This is a genomic window from Intestinimonas butyriciproducens (assembly GCF_016901775.1).
GTDB lineage: Bacteria > Bacillota > Clostridia > Oscillospirales > Butyricicoccaceae > Pseudobutyricicoccus.
Genome location: NZ_JACJKW010000004.1, coordinates 1 through 19,053, shown reverse-complemented (window position 1 = coordinate 19,053; position 19,053 = coordinate 1). Strand labels below are relative to the sequence as shown.

The following is a 19,053-nucleotide window of genomic DNA, read 5'->3' as shown; positions in this document are numbered from 1 at the left end:
ATTATAAATGAAACTCCTGACCTTCCAAAGCGCACAGGCGCTGGAGGGTGAATTTGGCCATGGTGAGAGCGGCGGACAGGCCGCCGGGGGGCTGGAGCCATTGGCCGGTGAGCAGGCAGTTGTCCGCCCCGGGCACCAGGCCCGGGCTGTTTTGCAGTTTGCCGCCGGGGGCCAGATAAAAGCCCATGGGGGAGCCTTTGTAGGCCCCGGTGACCCGATGAAAACTGGCAGGGGTGGTGGCGCTGAGCAAGCGGCTCTGGCCCCAAGAGGGCAGGGCCTGTTCCAGTCTTTCCTTGATCATCACAGCCACCCGGTGTTTTTCCACGCCATAGGCCTCCTTGTTCTGGGCCAGACGGAGCCAGGCATCGCACTGGTGCTCGCTTTGGCTGATCTGGCAGGAGAGCAGGGTGAAGCCATTGGGCGCGCCGCCGGGGTGACGCCGCAGCCACAGGGCATCGTATGTTTCCCCAGCCAGGGAAAAGGGAGGACAGGGCAGCAAAGCCGGGGCCTCCAGGGGCAGGGGGCTTTGGCCGGGGATGGCCAGATAGACGGTGAGAAAGCTGGAGACCGGGTATTTTTCCGGCGCACTGTACCACTGTCCCAGCAGGGGGTCCAGATAGGAAGGCCCCAGCAAACGGCTGCGCACCAGCCAGGGATCACAGGCGCAGATCACATAATCTCCCAGAGCAGTACGCCCGCTGCGGAGCAGCAGCCCCCGGGCACGGCTTCCGGAAAGCAAAATGCGCTCCACGCCCTGGCCGGTAAAGAGCCGGCCACCCAGGGCCTCCAGGGCGGCGGCCATCCGCTGGGCCAGTATGGCTCCCTGAGGCAGGTACAGCCCGTGGGGATGCAGGGCCTGCCCCAGCCACAAAAGGGCAAAGGAGGCAGAGGCGCCCGGCGGGGGCACCTTTTCCAGAAGAGCCTGAAGCAGGGGATGGTGGAAAGAGCGGGCATATTCCCCGGCGCTTTGCCGGGCATAGGGCAAAAGCCGGCCCCGGGCCGTGAGATGGGCCCCCAGGCGCACCTTTTCCCAGGCCATCATCATGTCCAGAGGTTTTTCTCTGGGAAAGGACAGCTGACTGGTGCGGCGCAGCAGGCGGCAAAGCTCGCCGATTTCCGGGCCGTCCCGGGGCGAAAGGTGGAGCATGGCCTCTTCCAGGTCCTCCGGACAGCGAAGCAAAGGCAGCATGGTCTGCCCCTGGCCCAGGGAAAAGGCCAAAGCAGGCCGGGCTTCTCCTGGACCCATTTCCTCCCCCAAAGCGCCTACGGCCTGCCAAAGGGGGCGCATTTCGCCCCCGGGAGCGGCGCCGGAAAGCCAGCGGGGGCCGGTATCCAGGCGAAAACCCCGCCGGGTCCACCCGGCACACAGCCCGCCGGGCTGAGCGTTTTTTTCATAGACTTCTACGGTAAAGCCGTTTTTTGCAGCCAGCACGCCGGCACATAGGCCGGAAATGCCGCCGCCCACAATGAGGACCTTTGCCATCTGGCCCCCTCCTTTCTTTCAGAAAATGGGCCGGTCACAGCCCCCGGTGGCGGAGCACAAAGAAATAGACCAAAAGAGAAAAACTTCCGAAAGCCAGAAGCACGCAGGGAGCGTAGAGGAAAAAGGGAAACGCTCCCAGGCTGGGATGGCACAGACAGGCAAGAAGGGAAAAAAGCAGCAGAGCCGTGCCGCAGCCCAAAATGCCCCAAAGTCCTTTTTTCTCCCGGGTGTTTTTTCCCCAGGAAGGGCCGGTTTTCTGCCGGAGCAGGGACACAAGGCTGTCCACTCCTTCCAAACGGCGGGAGATCAGATAGATGGGCCCCTGATCCTGCAAGCGCAGCAGAAAATAGGTGCGATGGGGTACAATGGCTGCCACCCGGACGATCTTCCGGGCCCCTGGGGGGATGCGGGGGCTGATGGCCAGGGAAGAGAGGGTGCGCTGGGTCTCCCAGATGCCCTGAAAAAAGAGGAGCACCTTGCCCGAGGGAAAGGACCGGGCATCGAAAGCGTACAGCTCCCCCTGGGTGGTTTGAAAAAAGAAAGTGCATTCCATGGCGCTTTTCCGTCCTGCGGCCAGGGCCAGCACACCCATGAGAAGGGCGGTGCCCAGGCAGAGAAACAGGGAGGGAAGGGCTTTTTTTGTTCCCAGAGGCATCAGCAAAATGGCGCCCCCTACGGACAGAAACAGCCCCACAAGCAGGATACCGCCCATGCTTCCCAGAAGGAAGCGGGCATAGTGGCCTTTTTTCCCCAAATGGGGGCTGGCCCACATCTGCTGTATTTCCATGGCCCTTTCTCCTTTCCTGTCCGGCGTTTTTCTTATCATACCTGAAATAGGGCGCAAAGGCAATGGGATCAGTCTTCCAGTGCCTGGCGCAGCTTGAGAAGGGCCTTTTTTTCCAGCCGGGACACATAGGAGCGGGAAATGCCGCATTTTTCTGCCACTTCCCGTTGGGGCAGGGGCTGGGTGTCATACAGGCCATAGCGCATGACGATGATCTGCTTTTCCCGGCTTTCCAGCACCGTCTCTACTTTTTCCAGCAGCAGCTGCTGCCTTTCGTCCTGCTCCAGTTTTTCCATCATATCCTCGTCGCAGCGGATCACATCCACCAAAGAAAGCACATTGCCGTCCTTGTCGCTGTCGATGGGCTCGGAAAGGGACACCTCGCAGCTTTGCTTTTTCCGGGAGCGGAAATGCATCAGGATCTCGTTTTCGATGCAGCGGGAAGCATAGGTGGCCAGGCGGGCTCCTTTGCTGGGATCAAAGGAAGAAATGGCCTTGATGAGCCCAAAGGTGCCGATGGAGATCAGATCATCCTGCTCTTCCCGGGCAGCGTAGTATTTTTTGATCACATGAGCCACAAGACGCAGATTGTGCTCGATCAGGGTGTTCCGGGCGCCCAGATCCCCCTGGGCCCATTTTTCCAGAGCTTCCCGCTCTTCGGCGGCAGTGAGGGGACGGGGGAAGGAGCCGGCGGCGGGAGAGACCCGCAGCATCAGATAAAGGGAATTGACAAACAAAAAGGCGGCGGCTTCACTGAGCATAGCAAACATTCCTCCCAACAAGTTCCGTAGTAGCAGGATATTCCTTTGGGTCTTGTCTGTTGCAAGTCCGGGAGAAATCTTCCATGGAGCAGGGGAAAGGGGCGGTGGACAAAGGAAAAAGGGCATGCTAACATATTCCATACATCGGAGGGCAAGCCCTGAAGCAAAGGGACGGCCGGATAAGATGGCGGGAGATTTCCCGTTTTCTTATCCGGCCTTTTTTGATATCGGGAGCCCTTGCAGAAAAGGAGAGGAAAAAATGAAAGAACACAGCCTGACAAAAGGGAGCATTTTCCGCTCCCTGCTCACCTTTGCCGTGCCGGTTTTTCTGGCCCTGTTTCTCCAGGCCATGTATGGAGCCGCCGATCTGATCATCGTGGGCCAGTTTGCCGGTACCGGGGATCAGTCCGGCGTGGCTTCGGGGAGCCAGCTGTTCAACACGGCCACCATGCTGGTGGCGGGGCTGACCATGGGCGTGACGGTGTTTGTGGCCCGGTGCATGGGGGCCGGGGAAAAGGAAAATGCCGCCCGGGGTGTGGGCACCAGCATTGTGCTCTTTGCCCTGGTGGCCGTTGTGGGAACGGCGATCATGGTGCCTGGCAGTGAGGTGCTCACCCGCCTGGTTCATGCACCCCAGGAGGCTTTCGGTCCTACCCAGGATTATATCCAGGTGTGCGGCGCAGGCATGGTGTTCATCGTTTTCTATAATGTATTGGGGGCCATTTTCCGGGGATTGGGAGATTCCAGAACGCCTTTGTTCACCGTGGCGGTGGCCTGCCTGTTCAACATTGTGGGGGACCTGTTTCTGGTGGCCGGACTGGGAATGGGAGCCAAGGGCGCCGCCATTGCCACGGTGGCTGCCCAGGCCCTCAGCGTGCTCATTTCCCTTGTGGTCATCTGGAAGCGGGGTCTGCCCTTTGCATTCTCCCTTTCCCATGTGCGTTTTTTCAAAAACTGCCTTCTTCCCATTCTGAAGGTGGGAATTCCCATTGCTTTGCAGGATGTGCTGGTGCACTTTTCCTTCCTCTTCATCCAGATCGTGGTCAACGGTATGGGTGTGGTGGAATCGGCGGCAGTGGGCGTGGCCGAAAAGGTCTGCGTCTTTCTCATGCTCACCGCCTCGGCCTTTATGCAGTCCATTTCTGCCTTTGTGGCCCAGAACAACGGGGCAGGATTGCAGGACCGCAGCCGCAAGGCCCTTTCTTACGGCATCCGCATGGCCCTTTTCTCCGGGGCTGTGATGGGGGCCCTGGCCCTGTTTTTCGGCGACGGGCTGGCCAACCTGTTTTCCCGGGAGACAGGGGTCATATCGGCCGCCCATTCCTACCTGAAAGCCTACGCCATCGACTGCCTGCTCACCGCCATCCTCTTCTGCTTTGTGGGCTTTTTCAACGGCTGCGGCAAAACGGTGTTTGTCATGCTCCAGGGGGTCATCGGCGCATTCTGTGTCCGTATCCCGGTGGTTTATCTCATGAGCGCCCTCCCCGGCGCCACTTTGTTCCATGTGGGGCTGGGTACTCCCGCCTCTTCCCTGGTGCAGATCGCCCTGTGCCTGCTCTATTACCGGCATCTGGGGAAAAAAGGCCGGCTGTTCTGAGTTTTCCCGGGCCTTTTCCCATGGCTCCCGCTGGGAAGGCTCCGGCCTATGCCATCAGTGTACTCCCTCCCAGGCGTGGTTTTCGTCCTGGGAGGGGTGTCGAAAAAGTGGCAAAAGCCACTTTTTCGAGTTTTTGCAAGGGCCTGCATGCACGCCTTTGGCGCACACTTGCCCCTTGAGAGGTGCAAAAAGCCACGCACAGGTCCCGGCTTTTTGCAGATTGATTAGGGATAGGGAAGGGAGACCTTTTTTCTTTTTCTTCACCCTCCCCCTCTCTTTTTTCTTCGTCTTCGTTTTTGTTTTTGCCTTTGTCTTTTCCTTTTCTTTGGCCCCCAAATGGAGGCATTTGCTACCAAACGGGGGCATTTGCTACCAAATGGGGGCATTTGCTTTTTCTTTGCGTCCAAGAAGTTTTGAAGAAAAAATCCCACAGAGGGCCTCTTTCGTGATACAATGTGGACAGAAAAGGCCCCGGCCTTGGGAAAGGAGTTTTTCAGGTGAACAAAGGCACTATGGAGGGCATCCGCCCTCTGGAACAGTGGATCGAAAAGATGATGGCCCATTATGAGGCTGCCGGTCTGGCAATGGCGGTGGTCGACAAGAATGTGACCCTGTATCAGAAATTTTTTGGCTTCCGGGATGGGGAAAATCAGACGGTCATTGACGAAAACACCATTTTTGGTCTGGCGTCGGTGTCCAAGTCCTTTACGGCCCTGAGCATCATGCAGCTGGCGGAGAAGGGAGTGATCGACCTATGGGGGCCGGTGAGCCGGTATCTGCCGGAGTTCCACAACGCCCACGCCGCCCAGCCGGTGACGGTGGCCCATCTGCTCAGCCACGCCGGGGGATTTCTTCCCAAGCGGCGGATGCTGGTGGAAGAGGTGGCCCGGTCAATGGGCATCTGGCAGGAGGGCAAAGCCGAGATCGGCCCCCATCCGGGTCTGGCCATGGAGGGCTGCCGCCGGGTGTGCAAGGGTTTGGACGAAGAAGAAGCCCGCACCGGTCTGCCCGGGGAGTACATGAGTTACAGCAACGACAGCTACGGCCTGCTGTCTGAGATCATCCGCCGCTATGGCGGGGAAAATTCCTTCCAGGACTATCTGGAAAAGAATGTGTTCGCCCCCCTGGGGATGGACCGGGCCACCGGCCTGTTTATCGCCCCGGCCCAGGACCCTAACAGCACAAAGCTCTATTTCCACAAAGACGGCAAGCGTCACTGGTGCCGGGATTACTATGACAACGCTTTTGTGCTCATGGGCGGCGGCGCCGTCAAGGCCAGCCTGGGCAGCATGAAGAAATATGTGCAGATGTATCTCAACGAGGGCAAAGGGGAGCATGGCCGCCTGCTCAGCCCCTATGGCATCCGGGAGATGATGAAGCCCCGGCAGCATTACCGCTACGGCCAGTGGTATGGCTACGGCATGGCCATGAGTGACCTGGAAGGGGTGCGCATGGTGGGCCACGGTGGCAGCATGACCGGCATCTCCAGCCATTTTGCCTTCTCTCCTGAGCTGGAAGCCGGCGTTGTGGTGCTGTGCAACACCAGCGGCGTGCCGGTCAGCCGGGTGGCCGAGGAAGCCCTTCGCTGGGTCACCGGAGCCGCTGTGCCCGCGCCCATGAAAACCTGGCAGGACGCCGGCTGGAGCGAAGAGGAAAAGAAGAGCTGCCTGGGCAAGTTTGCGAGTGCCGAAGGCAACGAGGTCACCTTCACCTGGGAAAACGGGGATCTCCACCTGACCATGGGCGGCAAGGAACGGCAGTTCATCATGGCCGGGCACGATCTGATCATCCTGCCCGGGGAATTTTCCCAGAGCGATATCCTGCTTCTCCGGGAAGAAGGACGAGGGGTCTGGGGCGTGCGCACCGGCGGACGCATCCTGACAAGGCAGTAAAATCCCGCCTTGTCTCAGCGTTTCGAAAAAGTGGCGGAAGCCACTTTTTCGAGTCTTTGCAAGGGTCTGGCGGCGAGCCGCCGCTCCCATTTTTTCTTTGCTCCGGTAGGTTGTGTACGCCCGGGCAAAGAATGTTTGCCTGCGGGGTCACCCCGCCCTTGATAGGTGCAAAAAGCCACGCACAGGTCGCGGCTTTTTGCGGATGGATGAAGAATAGAGTAAACCATCTCTTGTTGCAGGATAGGTTTCGGGCAGTTTGTGACAAGGCAGTAAAATCCCGCCTTGTCTTTGGGGAAAGAGAAAGGTATAATAGTGTACAGACAACAGCGGTAAAATCACACCGATTTTTGTGAAGGAGGACGATGATCCATGGAACGGATTCAGATCGACGATTTCAGTCAGGTGAAAATGCTGTCCCAGCTGCAGGCTTCCCCCAGCGGCGAGAAGCTGGCCTTTGTGGTCACACAGGCCCAGGTGAAGGCCAACAAATATGTGTCCCATATCCACCTGCTGGAAAATGGAAAAGTGCGCAAGCTGACAAGCGGCGGCGCAGAAAAGAGCCTGTACTGGCTGGATGAAGAGCATATCCTCTTCCCCGGCGACCGCACCGGAAAATATAAGGCCATGGCCGACGAAGGCTTCCATTACACCGTGTTCAACAAGATCTCCACCCAGGGCGGCGAAGCCGAGGAATATTTTGCCCTGCCTTTCCCCGCCAGTAACCTGATCGTGCTGGGCGACGGCAAATTCCTGTGCATCGGCCAGTATGACAACTATGCCATGACCACCGAAGGTCTGGATGGGGCCGAGAAGGAAGAGATGATGGAGAAGATCCGGGAAGAAAAGGACTACGAGATCTTCGATGAGCTTCCCTTCTGGTTCAACGGCAAGGGCATCGTCAACAAAAAGCGCGGCCGTGTCTATCTCTGCGACATCTGCAAGGATGAGCAGAAGGCCATCACCGGCCCCTATATGCAGGTCACCGGCCTGAAATACAGCAAGGAGCTGGGTCTGGCTCTGTACTATGGCAGCGACTATCAGTGGATGGACGAGCAGGTCAGCCGGTTGTTTGTGTATGATCTGAAGAGCGGCGAGAGCCGTGAAATGGATCTGGGCGGCAAATACCGGGTCCAGGCCGCCGATTTCGTAGGCGATCACATCCTCATGGCCGCCACCACCGGCCAGCGCTATGGCTCCAGCGAAAATCCCATCTTCTTCAATGTGGATGTGAATACCGGCAAGATGCAGGAGCTTGCCGATCTGGACACCAGCCTGGGCTCCAGTGTGGGCAGCGACTGCCGCTATGGCGGAGGCGTTTCCAACAAGGGCGAAAAGGACGGTTTCTACTTCCTGGAGACCATGGGCTTCAATTCTTTCATCCGCAAGCTGGATGAAAAGGGCCAGGTCAAGACCATTTCCCCCGATGTCCACGGCAGCGTGGACTGCTTCCAGAAGGTGGGCGATACCTTCTATTATGTGGGTATGCGCTGTAATGGCCTGCAGGAGATCTATTGCTGCAAGGAAGGCGGCGAGGAAACCTGCCTGACCAGCTTCAACCAGGAATACCTCCAGACCCACAGCGTGGTAGAGCCCAAATATATGCACTTTACCGATAAAGACGGCGTGGACATCGACGGCTGGATCCTGGAGCCGGTGGACTACGATCCTTCCAAGAAGTATCCTGCGATCCTCAATGTCCACGGCGGCCCCAAGGCGGTTTACGGCGAGACCTTCTTCCATGAGATGCAGTTCTGGGCCAACGAGGGCTATTTCGTCTTTTATTGCAACCCCCGTGGCGGCGACGGCAAGGGCAACGACTTTGCCAATATCCGCGGCGAGCACTACGGCGTCTGGGATTATAACGACCTGATGGAGTTCACCGACAAGGTGCTGGAAAAATATCCCCAGATCGATGAGAAGCGTGTGGGCATGGCCGGCGGCTCCTATGGCGGCTTTATGGCCAACTGGATCGTGGGCCACACCCACCGGTTTGCGGCGGTGGCTTCCCAGCGTTCCATCTCCAACTACCTGAGCAAGTGCCTGACCACCGACATCGGCTACTACCACAACCTGTCCGCCATGATGGCCGATCCCTGGACCAACATGGACCGGATGTGGAACAACTCTCCCCTGAAGTATGCCGACAAGGCCAAGACCCCCACTTTGTTCATCCAGTCCGATGAGGACTATCGCTGCTGGATGGCCGATGCCATTCAGATGATGACCGCCCTGCGGATGCACGGTGTGGACACCCGTCTGTGCCTGTTCCACGGGGAGAACCATGAGCTGTCCCGTTCCGGCAAACCCAAGCACCGGGTGCGCCGTCTGCGGGAGATCACAAACTGGTTTGACCATTACATGAAGTAAGAAGGAGGGGAGATTGTGGAAATTTCCACCAGACCTTTCCGAAAGGACGATCTGTCCCGCTGCCTTCTCATCGAAGAACATACCGCCCCGAAAAACCGGTATTTTGCCGATGTGGCCGATTATTTCACCACCACCCGTGGGGAGCTCACCGTGGCCCTGGCCGACGGTGAGCCCGCCGGGTTCGGCAAACTGACGGTGCTCTTTGACGGTTCGGCCTGGCTGGAGCTTTTGCGGGTGGATCCCCAGTTCCAGCGCCGGGGCATGGGCATGGCCATCTACCGCCGGTACCTGGAGCAGATAAAGGATATGGGCTGCCCCCGGGCGGCCATGTATACCGGGGTCAAAAATGTGGCCAGCGCCGCCTTGGCAGAAAAAAACGGCCTGCACCGGGGAAGAGAATTCAAAGGCATGACCCTGGAAGTGGAAAAAGCGCCCCGGAATAAGGCCGATGGCCTGGCTCTGGTGGCGGACAAAGACCGGGCCGCTTTTCTGCTGGAGCCTTGTCGACAGGCGTTCGGGGATACCATGTGCTGTAATCACACCTTCTACCAGATGAATGAGGGCACCTATGGGGGCTTTGTCTCCCAGGGCTGGCTCTACGAAGGAGAAGGCTGTGTTCTGGCCCTGGGCGCCCGGTTCCAGCCGAAGCGTGCTCTGTATATCGCAGGGCTTCATGGAGATCTGGAAAAGGGTCTTTCCTATGCCGTCGGCCAGGCCAGAAGCCGGGGCGTGCCCCGTATCACCGTCCATTTCCCCCGGGAGGACAAGGCCATGGAGGAGTTCTATCTTTCCCAGGGCTTTGTGCAGGATCCTTCCGACGATGTGGTGATGGAAGGGGATTTTTAAAAACAAAAGAAAGCGCAGCAGCTTGCCCCTTTCGAGGGCAAGCTGCCCTGCGATAGGAGGGATTTTCTTGGAACGAATACTGGACACAGACTTGCAGGATTATAAATTTTTGTCCGGACTCAAGCTGCTTCCCGATGACCGGGCCCTGGTGATCGCCGCCAAGGCCGATCTGGAGGACAACTGCTACCGCTCCGACCTGTATCTGGTGGATTGCAAAACCGGCGCGGCCCGGCCCCTGACCTCCCATGGGGATGTGCGCAGCTTTGCCCTCTTTGGGGACAAAAGCGTCATTTTCCCTGCCATCCGGGAAAAGAAGGACAAAAAGCGGGTGGAAAATGGAGAACTGCTCACCGTCTTTTACCAGCTGCCCCTGGACGGAGGCGAAAGCCGGGAGTGCTTCCGCCTGCCTTTGCAGGGAGCCAGCGCCCATCTGGTGCGGGAAGGGCTCTATCTCATCACCGCTGTCCACGACAACGCCAGGCCGGATTTTGAATCCCTCAAGGGGGAAAAACGCCGCTGTGCCCTTCTGGACTACCAGGAGGAAAAGGACTACCAGGTATGTGACGAGGCTCCCTTCTGGTTCAACGGCCGGGGCTTTGTGAACAAAAAGCGCAACCGGCTGTGGCTGTATGATGTGAAGCGGAAGAAACTCCGGCCTGTGACCGAGCCCATGTTTGAAACCCGGGGTTTCACCCTGTCCCCCGACGGAAAGACTCTGGCCTATGCCGGGGCCCTTACCGACAAAAAGCTGAATATGCACTCCGGCCTGTACCTCTACGATCTGGAAACCGGGGAAAGAAAAGAGCTGTTCGGGCCCGACCGATTCAGCGGTTTGGGTTCGCTGGCCTTTGTGGGCGATCAGCTGATCTTCTCCGCCGAGGAACACGGGGAGGATTGGATGCGCTTCGGGGGCACAAACCTCTATTCCATCCCCCTTGCAGGAGGAGAGCCTGTTATGGCCGTGCCGGTGGCCGAAACCGAGGACTTCGGCGGAAATCCCGGCAGCGACTGCCGCTATGGCAGCGGTATCCACATGAAAGCCTGTGAGGATGCCCTCTATTATGTCTCGGCCCGGGCCCATTACAGCGTGCTCTACCGTTGGCAGCCCGGGAAAGAGCCGGAGGTGCTCACCGGGGAAGACTGTTCGGTGGACTTTTTCGACATCCGGGATGGCAAAATCTTCACTGTGGGCTTTGCCGGAAACGATCTGCAGGAAGTTTACCGCCTGGAAAAGGACGGAAGCCAGAAAAAAGTCACCGGCTTCAATAAAAACGCTCTCAAGGGCAAATATGTGGCCACACCCCAGCCCCTGACCTTTGTGAACAAAGAGGGGAATACCATCGAAGGCTGGGTGCTTCTGCCCAAGGACTACGATGAAAGCAAGACCTATCCCGCCATGCTGGACATCCACGGCGGCCCCCGGGCCACCTTCGGCACCTGCTTCTTCCACCAGATGCAGACCATGGCTTCTGACGGCTGCTTTGTCATGTTCTGCAATCCCACCGGTTCCGGTGGAAGGGGGGACAAGTTTGCCAACATCGCCGGCCGCTATGGCACCATCGATTATGAGGATCTGATGCAGTTTGTGGATGTGGTGCTGGAAAAGTACCCGGCCATCGACAAGGAGCGTCTGGGCGTGCTGGGCGGCTCCTACGGCGGCTTTATGTGCAACTGGATCATCGGCCACACCCACCGGTTCAAGGCAGCAGCTTCCCAGCGGTCCATCGCCAGCTGGATCACCCTGTTCGGCACCTGCGACATCGGCCTCAGCTTTGACCTGCGGGAAGTCCAGGCCACGCCCTTCACCGATATGTACAAGATGTGGGATCAGTCCCCCATGAAATTTGCCGACAAGGCCCGCACCCCCACCCTCTTCATCAACAGCACAGAGGACTACCGGTGCTGGATGCCCGAAGGCATTTCCATGTATACCGCTTTGCAGCTCAACGGCGTTCCCTCCCGGATGTGCATTTTCAAAGGGGAGAACCACGAGCTGTCCCGTTCGGGCAAGCCCCGTCACCGCCTGCGCCGCCTGAAGGAGATCAAGAGCTGGCTCTATCGGTATGTGGGCAACGAATAAAAAGTTTCCCTCTTGACACTTTTTCGGAAATTTGGCATAATGAAACTCGTCGAGAAAATCAAGTTCGGCGTGAGGGAGTAGTTTGCGCGGTTTCCGCGTGTCAAGTCAACACAATGGCCCCATAGGGCCTGGCTTGCCTTAAAGAACAAGACTCATGCCCGGCGCCCCCTTTTTGGGGGGCTTTGCCGGGCGTGGGTCTTTTTTACTGCCCCGCCAAAGAAAGAGAGGAAAAACATGGGAACACTTACCCTCGTTCTGCTGGCCCTGGGGCTGGCCATGGACGCCACAGCCGTGTCGGTCTCCAACGGCATCTGCTACAAAAATGCCAAAGGAAAGGCGGCTGCCGCCTATGCCGGGCTGTTCGGCCTGTTCCAGGCGGGCATGCCTGTGATCGGATTTGTGGCCGGGCGCAGCTTCAGCGATTTCATCTCCTCCCTGGATCACTGGATCGCTTTGATCCTGCTGGGGTTCATCGGGGGCAAAATGGTCATCGAATCCATTCGGGAGATGGGGGAAAAGGAGCAGTGCGATGTGCACCGCACCCTGGATAGGCGCACCATGGTGATGCAGGCAGTGGCCACCAGCATCGATGCTCTGGCCGTGGGCATCAGCTTTGCCGTTATGAAGGTGGATATCGCCATCGCCGCCTTGTCCATCGGCTTCATCACCTTTTTCTGCAGCCTGGCCGGTACCTGGCTGGGGAAAAAGTTCGGCAGTCTCCTGGGCCGCTTTGCCGAGATCTTCGGCGGCTGCATCCTGGTGGGCATCGGTCTGAAGATCTTCATCGAGCATATGTTTTAAAAAATAATCTCTGTATTAGATAAGTATTGGTGTGTATAACTGACCTTTTTATTCATTTTTTATGAATGCCCAACGAAAAGGAGCAAGGTATATTTCAACCTTGCTCCTATGGGATATATGCTATTCAGTTCAACAAATCCCAATTGGTCAAATTGAAATTATTGCTTCCACAAACTGGTTTGCCTTTTCTGTATGAATACCGTGCCCACAATCAAATTGCTGGATTTTCATATTTTCAATCAAGGCATTGACTCTCTGCAAATCTTCATCAGACAATGCGCCTTGCAACAAACCATTTTCACCAATCGTTGTCTTTGCTTTCATAAACAGAGTTTTGCATTTGATTTTAGAAAGAAGGTCATTGTAATCAACAGTGTCATTGAACGAATCGTTATAAAAGGCTTCTCCAAAATGAGGGTCATAATATTGCAGGCCATTAAAGCCTTCTAAAAACTTTTTAGGCCAAAACAGAACTTTCAGATTTTTGTCGGGATGTTTGGTTCGGTATTTCAATGCAAAACCACTCAGTTTTTCTCTGACAGTTTCTCTGGATTTATCGGGAAAGAAATTCCAGCAATACTGATTCTTGAAATAGTAATAGACGAAATCCTTTTCCACATCCTGTAAAAGGAAATTATGGCAGACAGAGGATAAATCTTTGTAATTGTATGTATGATATCTTCTTTCGCCCCAGCTTGAGAAGAACGGAGGGTCTTCCAATATTAGTTTGGAGCATCTGGGAGAGTGTGCTGCAATGTATGCTGCAATCAGCCCACCCGATGAATGACCCAACACGGCAACAGAATCAAAAATCACATTTTCAATAAAGTCCATAATGTCGTTGCCGATACTGACCAGATTGTATTTTTCTGGATTGTGGGAACTCTTTCCGTGTCCGTAATAATCTACCAGGTACACATGATAGTGCTTTGCGAGTTTTGTAACAACACTATAGAAGCTACAAGAGTTTGTTCCCTGGGCATGAAGCAGTAATAGTTTGTTTTTTTCGGTTCCAACCTCATAGTAGTTCAAAATACTGCTATCATCAATTTTATACTGTGCATTATGAATCTTCATGTTGTATACTCACCTCGCCAAATTCAAGTTTGTCTTTGTATATAGACGGAAAAACAGCAAAATATTCCAATTACACCTGCATTATAGCATATTTGCCCCTACTTGTCTCACTCCATGAACGAAAATTTACGACATTTGTTAGTCTAAAATACCTTTCAGGTCAAAGGGGATAATTATCCTATGTATGTGTATATTTTCATTCACCAATACTTATCTCGGACAGAGACAAAAAATAAAAAAATCCCCCAGAATGGGGGATTTTTTGCTATGTCTGCATTTATGGCACGAAGATCTGCACCCAGTAGTGGTGATAGCCGCCTTCCACCTGCACATAACCGATGCCCACCTTTCCAATGCCCTCTTTCAGGATATTGGCCTTGTGGCCTGGGGAGTTCATCCATTGGTTCATGGTAGCCTGTACCGTGCTGTTGCCTGCTGCGATGTTCTCGCCGCCGGGATAGTAATCGATGCCCATCCGTCCCAGCTCGTCCCAGTAGTTTTCTCCATTGAGGCGGGTGTGGGAAAAGCTTTCGGTGATCTCCTGAGCACGGATCTGGGCATAATCACACACTCTTTCGTCCAGGCTCAGGGGGGCGAGACCGACATTTTTTCGCAGCAGATTGATTTCGTCCAGCATTTCCTGGCGCTTGTAGTCCAGGGCTGCGGCCTGGATGTAGGGCTCTGCATAGGTTTCCAGCCGGGTGTAGATGGCTGCGGCCTGGGCACGGCTGACGGAGCTTTCTCCGGCAAAGGTGCCGGTTTCATCCATGCCGCCGATGATCCCGGAGGCATAAACCACCGACACGGCCTTCTGGTATTCCACGGGAATGCTTTTCCAGTCGCCGATTTTGGCTGCGGCGCTTTCCAGCTCTTCCTCCGGGGGCAGGGCGATTCCCAGATCTTCCAGGATGTTCTGCAGGATCACCGCCATGTGATAGCGGGGAATGGTGGCGGTGAGATCCACCTTCTGAATGCCTTGGTACAAACCGTGGCTTTGGGCCACCTGATCATAGGGCGCATACCAGGGGCCATCCCCGGCGCTTCCCGCCTGCCCGGCGTAGTAACCCCGCACCACAATGGTGATGAACTGGGCGGTGGTCAGGGAGGACTGGGGCTCAAAGAGCCGGTTGCCGTTTTGGTCTGTGCCGGTGCCTTGCAGAATGCCCTTCTGGGCGGCCTGCTGGATGTCCTTATAGGCCCAGTGGCTGGAGGGCACATCGTAAAATGTGGGGGAGGCCGCCTTGATGGGGGAAGCGGCGCACAAGGCCAGAACCAGCAGGGATGCCAGTTGTCGTTTCATAAAATCCTTCCTCTCTCTGTTTCTATCCCTTTTTTTTAGGGAAAAGGGGCCAAGTACAGTGTAATTCATTTCCTCCTGTTTTGGCAAGAGGGGGATGGTGGAAATGGGAAAAGACGAAAAAACCTTTGGTTCTTTGTGGCATAGGAGGGCAGGTTTATGCTATACTGAAACAAACCGAAACACCCTAAAAGGAGGAAACAAAATGAAACAGATCGCATGGATCGGCACTGGCGTCATGGGGGGCCAGCAGGCGGGCCACCTGGCCAAAAAGGGCTATCCGGTGAAGGCTTACAACCGCTCTGCGGACAAGCTGGAGGCTCTGAAAGAAGAGTTTGGCCTGGTGCCCTGTGAGACCATCGCCCAGGCGGTAGAAGGGGCCGATGTGGTCTTTGTCATGGTGGGTTATCCCAAGGATGTGGAAGAAGTGTTCCTGGGAGAAGGGGGCATCTTTGAAAACGCCAAGGAAGGGGCGTTGCTCATCGATATGACCACATCCTCTCCCTCTCTGGCCCAGCGCCTTTATGAGGAAGGGAAGAAAAAGGGCCTGCGGGTGATGGATGCTCCGGTGTCCGGCGGCGATTCCGGCGCCCGCAACGGCACGCTGTCCATTATGGTGGGCGGCGACGAGAAGGACTTTGAGGAAGCCCTGCCCCTGTTTGAATGCATGGGCAAGAATATCGTCCACATGGGCCCGGCCGGTTTTGGCCAGCACACCAAGGCGGCCAATCAGATTGCCGTGGCCGGCGCCACCGCCGCTTATACCGAAGCTCTGGTCTATGCCCAGAAGGCCGGTCTGGAGCCGGAAAAGATGCTGACCGCCATCGGCGCCGGTGCGGCAGGCAGCTGGCAGCTGAGCAACATGGCTCCCCGGGTGCTGAAGGGGGATCTGGCCCCCGGCTTTTTCGTCAAGCACTTCATCAAGGATATGAAGATCATCGAGGAAGAAGCGGGTAAGTGGGGCGTGGAGCTTTCCATGCTGGATTCTGTTTTGAAAATGTATGAGGAAATGAGCCGGATGGGGCTGGACAATGACGGCACCCAGGCCCTGATCAAATATTATCAGAAATAATCAAAAAAGCCTGATTACCCCAAAACTGATCTGGTTAGAGGGGTTATTTGTCCGGTCTTTCATCAATTTGTAAAAACCGGTGACCCGTGCGGCGGTTTTTACACTTCTCAAGGGCGGGGTGACCCCGCAGGCAAACATTTTTTGCCCGGGCGTACACAACCTACCGGAGCAAAGAAAAAATGGGAGCGGCGGCTCGCCGCCAGACCCTTGCAAAAACTCGAAAAAGTGGCTTTTGTCCCTTTTTCCACACGGGAAAGGCCCGGAGCAAACCGGGCCTTTTTCATCAAGAGCAAGGAGGGGACCACAGTGAAAGAATATCTGGAAAAGATCAGCTCCTTCGGCAGTGGAGAGCGGGCCCATCAGCGGGTGAGGGAGATCGCATCCTTCCACCGCATCCAGTGCTCCACCGGTCTGCGTCAGGCGGCCCACCATTGCCAGCAGGTGCTGGAGAGCCAGGGGATCTGCGCCCGGGTGATTTCCTATCCCTTTGACGAAAAGCAATGGTATTGGGGGCAGCGTTCCTTCCTGGAGTGGGACTGCAAGGGAGGCTGGCTGGATCTGCTGACGGAAAAGGGACGGCAGCGGCTGGCGGACTTTGACACCTGCGCCACCTCGGTGATGCAGAAGAGCGGCCCCTGTGATTATTCCAGCCAGCCCCTGGACATCGTCCTTATGGACAAGGGCAGCCGGAAAGAGGATTATGAGGGCGTGGACCTTGAGGGCAAGCTGCTTTTCCTCCGGGAGCCTTTTGCAGCCTATATGGACTGGGCCTTCACCGAAAAAGGGGCGGTGGGCTTTGTCACCGATTACCTGCGGGAAGTGCCGGGAGTGCGCAGCCGGGAGGATCTGTACGACATCCGCAATTATACCTCCTTCTGGTGGAAGGACTGGGAAAAAGAGCCGCACATCTTCGGCTTCGTCCTCACGCCTCGCCAGGGAGACGCCCTGGCGGAGCTTTGCCGGGAAATGAGAGAAGAGGAGAAATATCCCCAGGCCCTGTGCAAAATGGACACCAGATTGTATCCTGGTGAGCTGGAAGTGGTGGAAGCTTTCCTCCCCGGCGAGACCGGGGAAGAGGTGCTGGTGCTGGCCCACCTGTGCCATCCCCGGCCTTCGGCCAATGACAACGCCAGCGGCTGCGCCGTGGCCATGGAGCTGCTGCGCACCCTCCATGAGCTGATAGAGCGGGGGGAACTGCCACCTCTTCAGCGGGGGATCCGGGTGTGCCTTCTGCCCGAGTTCAGCGGCACCTATCCCTATCTCTGCCAGCGGGAAGGGGAGCTTTGCCGCATTGTGGGAGCCATCAATCTGGACATGGTGGGCGGACGGCAGAGCCGGGGCTATGGCCCCCTCACCCTGTCGGATCAGCCCTGGAGTTCCTCCCCTCTGGTCACCGCCCTCAGCGATGTGGTGCTGCGCCAGGTGAAGAGCCAGTGCGAAGTGCTGAAGGAGGGGAACATGGCTCCGCTGTTCAACAGCTTTATCGGCCCCTTTGTTCCGGGAAGCGACCACATGATCCTTTCCGATCCTTTGGTGGGCATTCCCTGTCCCATGCTGGGTCAGTGGCCGGATCTCTATTATCACACCAGCGGGGATACACCGGAGCAGGTGGACCCCCAGATGCTCCACAACTCCTTGTGCATTGCCGCAGGCTTTGCCTACTGCCTGGCCAATTTCGGGGAAGAAGAGGCGGGGCGCACTTTGTGGCGGCTGAAAGGACGCCATGGGGAAGAAATGGAGCGGCTGGGCGATGCCTGTCTGATGGGGGAGGACAAAACCACTCTGGGCGAAAAGGCCAGAGCCATCACCCAGTTCTATGTGCGGGGCTGCAAAGACGCCATCCGGCTGTGCCCGGCGGCCAAAGAAATAGGCCTGCACGCAGAGGGAAGCCTGCGCCGGGCCATGGAAGAAACTCTGGAAGCACTGGGCAATCCCCCGGCGCCGGAGAAAAAGGCGGGGAAAGTGCCCCATCGCACCTTGAAAGGCCCCATTATCCATCTGGAGGATATGCCCCGGGAAGATGAAGAAAAGAAAAAGGCCTACAAAGCCTATGAGGAGCAGTACCGGAAAGGCTGCCCCGATGCCATGCTCTTTGAGACCCTGCTGCTCTTTGCCATGGACGGGGAGCGCACGCTGGAAGAATGTGTTCGCCTGGCCCAGCTGGAGGCGGGAGTCGGCTCACAGGAAATGGCGGAAGCCTTTTTGAAGATCCTGGATATTCCTCTGAAATAGAAATAATAGAAAAAGCGGCCTTTTGGCCGCTTTTTCTATTAAATTGTGGCAGGCCCGGGACAATCACCCAAGTCCTTTCCTGCACCCAGCCCCGTAGTATGGCCGTCCGGACAACGGACTATGGCTGTCCGGACACCGGACTATGGCCGTCCAGGCACTGGACCTAGGCGATGACGATGGCCAGCAGCTTTGCGTCCTTCTGGGTGTTGTTTCTGGCGCTGTGGGTCTCGCCGCAGGCGGTGAACATGGCATCGCCGGGATGGAAGGTGGTCTTTTCCCCGTTGTCTGTGATCTCCAGCTCCCCTTCCAGCAGGTAATAGAACTCGGCGTCAGGGCCGTGAGGATGTTCGCCGATGGAGCAGCCCGGCTCAATGGTCAGAATGGAGCACAGCTTCAGCTTTTCCCGCATCTCCGGATTTTCCAGCAGGTCGTAGGCGTGGATCACGCCCTCCCCACCCCGCAGGTTGGGCTTTTCCGATGTGCGCATCTGTTCTTTCCGGCGGATCATAAAGGCATCTTCCTTTCTCAAGATGATAATACCAGTATAGCTTCTTCCAGGGAAAAACACAAGAAAAGAGGGGTGCCGTCGGGGAATTGTGTGGTACTTGATTTCATGGCCGTTTTCTCGTCCCACAAAGGGGACAACCGAAAACACGGCCAATATACCACTTCGCTTCGCTTTGTGGTATCATAACCACAGAGCGGTTATGATACCGATTTCATGGCCGTTTTCTCGTCCCGCAAAGGGGACAAGCGAAAACATG

General features: G+C 56.5%; 14 protein-coding genes. 8 read left to right on the top strand and 6 right to left on the bottom strand.

The features are described from left to right. Position 1: 1 nt before the first annotated feature. The 3 genes from H6A25_RS02885 to sigK form a co-directional block, all read right to left on the bottom strand. Positions 2-1,483, bottom strand: a complete 1,482-nt coding sequence (locus tag H6A25_RS02885) for a phytoene desaturase family protein (RefSeq protein WP_204750513.1) — start codon at positions 1,481-1,483, stop codon at positions 2-4. A 34-nt stretch (positions 1,484-1,517) separates the two neighbouring features. Further along, positions 1,518-2,270, bottom strand: coding sequence for a hypothetical protein (locus H6A25_RS02880; RefSeq protein ID WP_204750512.1), 753 nt, complete (start codon positions 2,268-2,270; stop codon positions 1,518-1,520). 68 nt (positions 2,271-2,338) lie between these two features. Further along, the gene (gene sigK / locus H6A25_RS02875) at positions 2,339-3,028 is read right to left on the bottom strand and encodes an RNA polymerase sporulation sigma factor SigK (protein ID WP_204750511.1); all 690 of its coding nucleotides are present in this window, start codon (positions 3,026-3,028) and stop codon (positions 2,339-2,341) included. A 259-nt stretch (positions 3,029-3,287) separates the two neighbouring features. Between sigK and H6A25_RS02870 the strand changes: the two genes are divergently transcribed. The 6 genes from H6A25_RS02870 to H6A25_RS02845 all read left to right on the top strand — a co-directional run bounded on the left by H6A25_RS02870 (position 3,288) and on the right by H6A25_RS02845 (position 12,611). Further along, a complete protein-coding gene (locus tag H6A25_RS02870; protein WP_204750510.1) occupies positions 3,288-4,625 on the top strand; it encodes an MATE family efflux transporter in 1,338 nt (445 codons plus the stop codon). Between the two features lie 497 nt (positions 4,626-5,122). Further along, positions 5,123-6,517 (top strand): serine hydrolase, encoded by a 1,395-nt coding sequence (locus H6A25_RS02865; protein ID WP_204750509.1) that lies wholly within the window; start codon positions 5,123-5,125, stop codon positions 6,515-6,517. A 369-nt stretch (positions 6,518-6,886) separates the two neighbouring features. Continuing rightward, positions 6,887-8,884, top strand: coding sequence for an alpha/beta hydrolase family protein (locus tag H6A25_RS12685; RefSeq protein ID WP_243423202.1), 1,998 nt, complete (start codon positions 6,887-6,889; stop codon positions 8,882-8,884). A 15-nt stretch (positions 8,885-8,899) separates the two neighbouring features. Beyond that, the gene (locus H6A25_RS02855) at positions 8,900-9,730 is read left to right on the top strand and encodes a GNAT family N-acetyltransferase (RefSeq protein ID WP_204750508.1); all 831 of its coding nucleotides are present in this window, start codon (positions 8,900-8,902) and stop codon (positions 9,728-9,730) included. Between the two features lie 67 nt (positions 9,731-9,797). Beyond that, complete coding sequence (locus tag H6A25_RS02850; RefSeq protein WP_204750507.1) at positions 9,798-11,810, top strand: S9 family peptidase; 2,013 nt, start codon at positions 9,798-9,800, stop codon at positions 11,808-11,810. A 234-nt stretch (positions 11,811-12,044) separates the two neighbouring features. Next, a complete protein-coding gene (locus H6A25_RS02845) occupies positions 12,045-12,611 on the top strand; it encodes a manganese efflux pump MntP (protein ID WP_204750506.1) in 567 nt (188 codons plus the stop codon). A gap of 147 nt (positions 12,612-12,758) precedes the next feature. Here the strand turns inward: H6A25_RS02845 and H6A25_RS02840 are convergent, their stop codons facing one another. Both H6A25_RS02840 and H6A25_RS02835 read right to left on the bottom strand, forming a co-directional pair. Next, positions 12,759-13,688: an alpha/beta hydrolase gene (locus H6A25_RS02840; RefSeq protein WP_204750505.1), complete on the bottom strand. Its 930-nt coding sequence runs from the start codon at positions 13,686-13,688 to the stop codon at positions 12,759-12,761. 277 nt (positions 13,689-13,965) lie between these two features. Continuing rightward, positions 13,966-14,988 carry a CAP domain-containing protein gene (locus H6A25_RS02835; RefSeq protein WP_204750504.1) on the bottom strand — a complete coding sequence of 341 codons (1,023 nt, stop codon included), beginning with the start codon at positions 14,986-14,988 and terminating at the stop codon, positions 13,966-13,968. 202 nt (positions 14,989-15,190) lie between these two features. Between H6A25_RS02835 and H6A25_RS02830 the strand changes: the two genes are divergently transcribed. Together H6A25_RS02830 and H6A25_RS02825 are read left to right on the top strand one after the other, a co-directional pair. Beyond that, positions 15,191-16,057 carry an NAD(P)-dependent oxidoreductase gene (locus H6A25_RS02830; RefSeq protein WP_204750503.1) on the top strand — a complete coding sequence of 289 codons (867 nt, stop codon included), beginning with the start codon at positions 15,191-15,193 and terminating at the stop codon, positions 16,055-16,057. A gap of 306 nt (positions 16,058-16,363) precedes the next feature. After that, entirely contained in the window at positions 16,364-18,289 is a 1,926-nt protein-coding gene (locus H6A25_RS02825) for a DUF4910 domain-containing protein (RefSeq protein WP_204750502.1), read from the top strand. A 163-nt stretch (positions 18,290-18,452) separates the two neighbouring features. Here the strand turns inward: H6A25_RS02825 and H6A25_RS02820 are convergent, their stop codons facing one another. Continuing rightward, positions 18,453-18,797, bottom strand: a complete 345-nt coding sequence (locus tag H6A25_RS02820) for a cupin domain-containing protein (protein ID WP_204750501.1) — start codon at positions 18,795-18,797, stop codon at positions 18,453-18,455. Positions 18,798-19,053 lie beyond the last annotated feature (256 nt).

What these genes read in the sequence shown, in the direction of transcription:
- H6A25_RS02880 (WP_204750512.1), bottom strand. Translation starts at nt 2,270, where the DNA reads ATGGAAATACAGCAGATGTGGGCCAGCCCCCATTTGGGGAAAAAAGGC.
- H6A25_RS12685 (WP_243423202.1), top strand. Translation starts at nt 6,887, where the DNA reads ATGGAACGGATTCAGATCGACGATTTCAGTCAGGTGAAAATGCTGTCC.
- sigK (WP_204750511.1), bottom strand. Translation starts at nt 3,028, where the DNA reads ATGCTCAGTGAAGCCGCCGCCTTTTTGTTTGTCAATTCCCTTTATCTG.
- H6A25_RS02840 (WP_204750505.1), bottom strand. Translation starts at nt 13,688, where the DNA reads ATGAAGATTCATAATGCACAGTATAAAATTGATGATAGCAGTATTTTG.
- H6A25_RS02830 (WP_204750503.1), top strand. Translation starts at nt 15,191, where the DNA reads ATGAAACAGATCGCATGGATCGGCACTGGCGTCATGGGGGGCCAGCAG.
- H6A25_RS02870 (WP_204750510.1), top strand. Translation starts at nt 3,288, where the DNA reads ATGAAAGAACACAGCCTGACAAAAGGGAGCATTTTCCGCTCCCTGCTC.
- H6A25_RS02835 (WP_204750504.1), bottom strand. Translation starts at nt 14,988, where the DNA reads ATGAAACGACAACTGGCATCCCTGCTGGTTCTGGCCTTGTGCGCCGCT.
- H6A25_RS02885 (WP_204750513.1), bottom strand. Translation starts at nt 1,483, where the DNA reads ATGGCAAAGGTCCTCATTGTGGGCGGCGGCATTTCCGGCCTATGTGCC.
- H6A25_RS02820 (WP_204750501.1), bottom strand. Translation starts at nt 18,797, where the DNA reads ATGATCCGCCGGAAAGAACAGATGCGCACATCGGAAAAGCCCAACCTG.
- H6A25_RS02845 (WP_204750506.1), top strand. Translation starts at nt 12,045, where the DNA reads ATGGGAACACTTACCCTCGTTCTGCTGGCCCTGGGGCTGGCCATGGAC.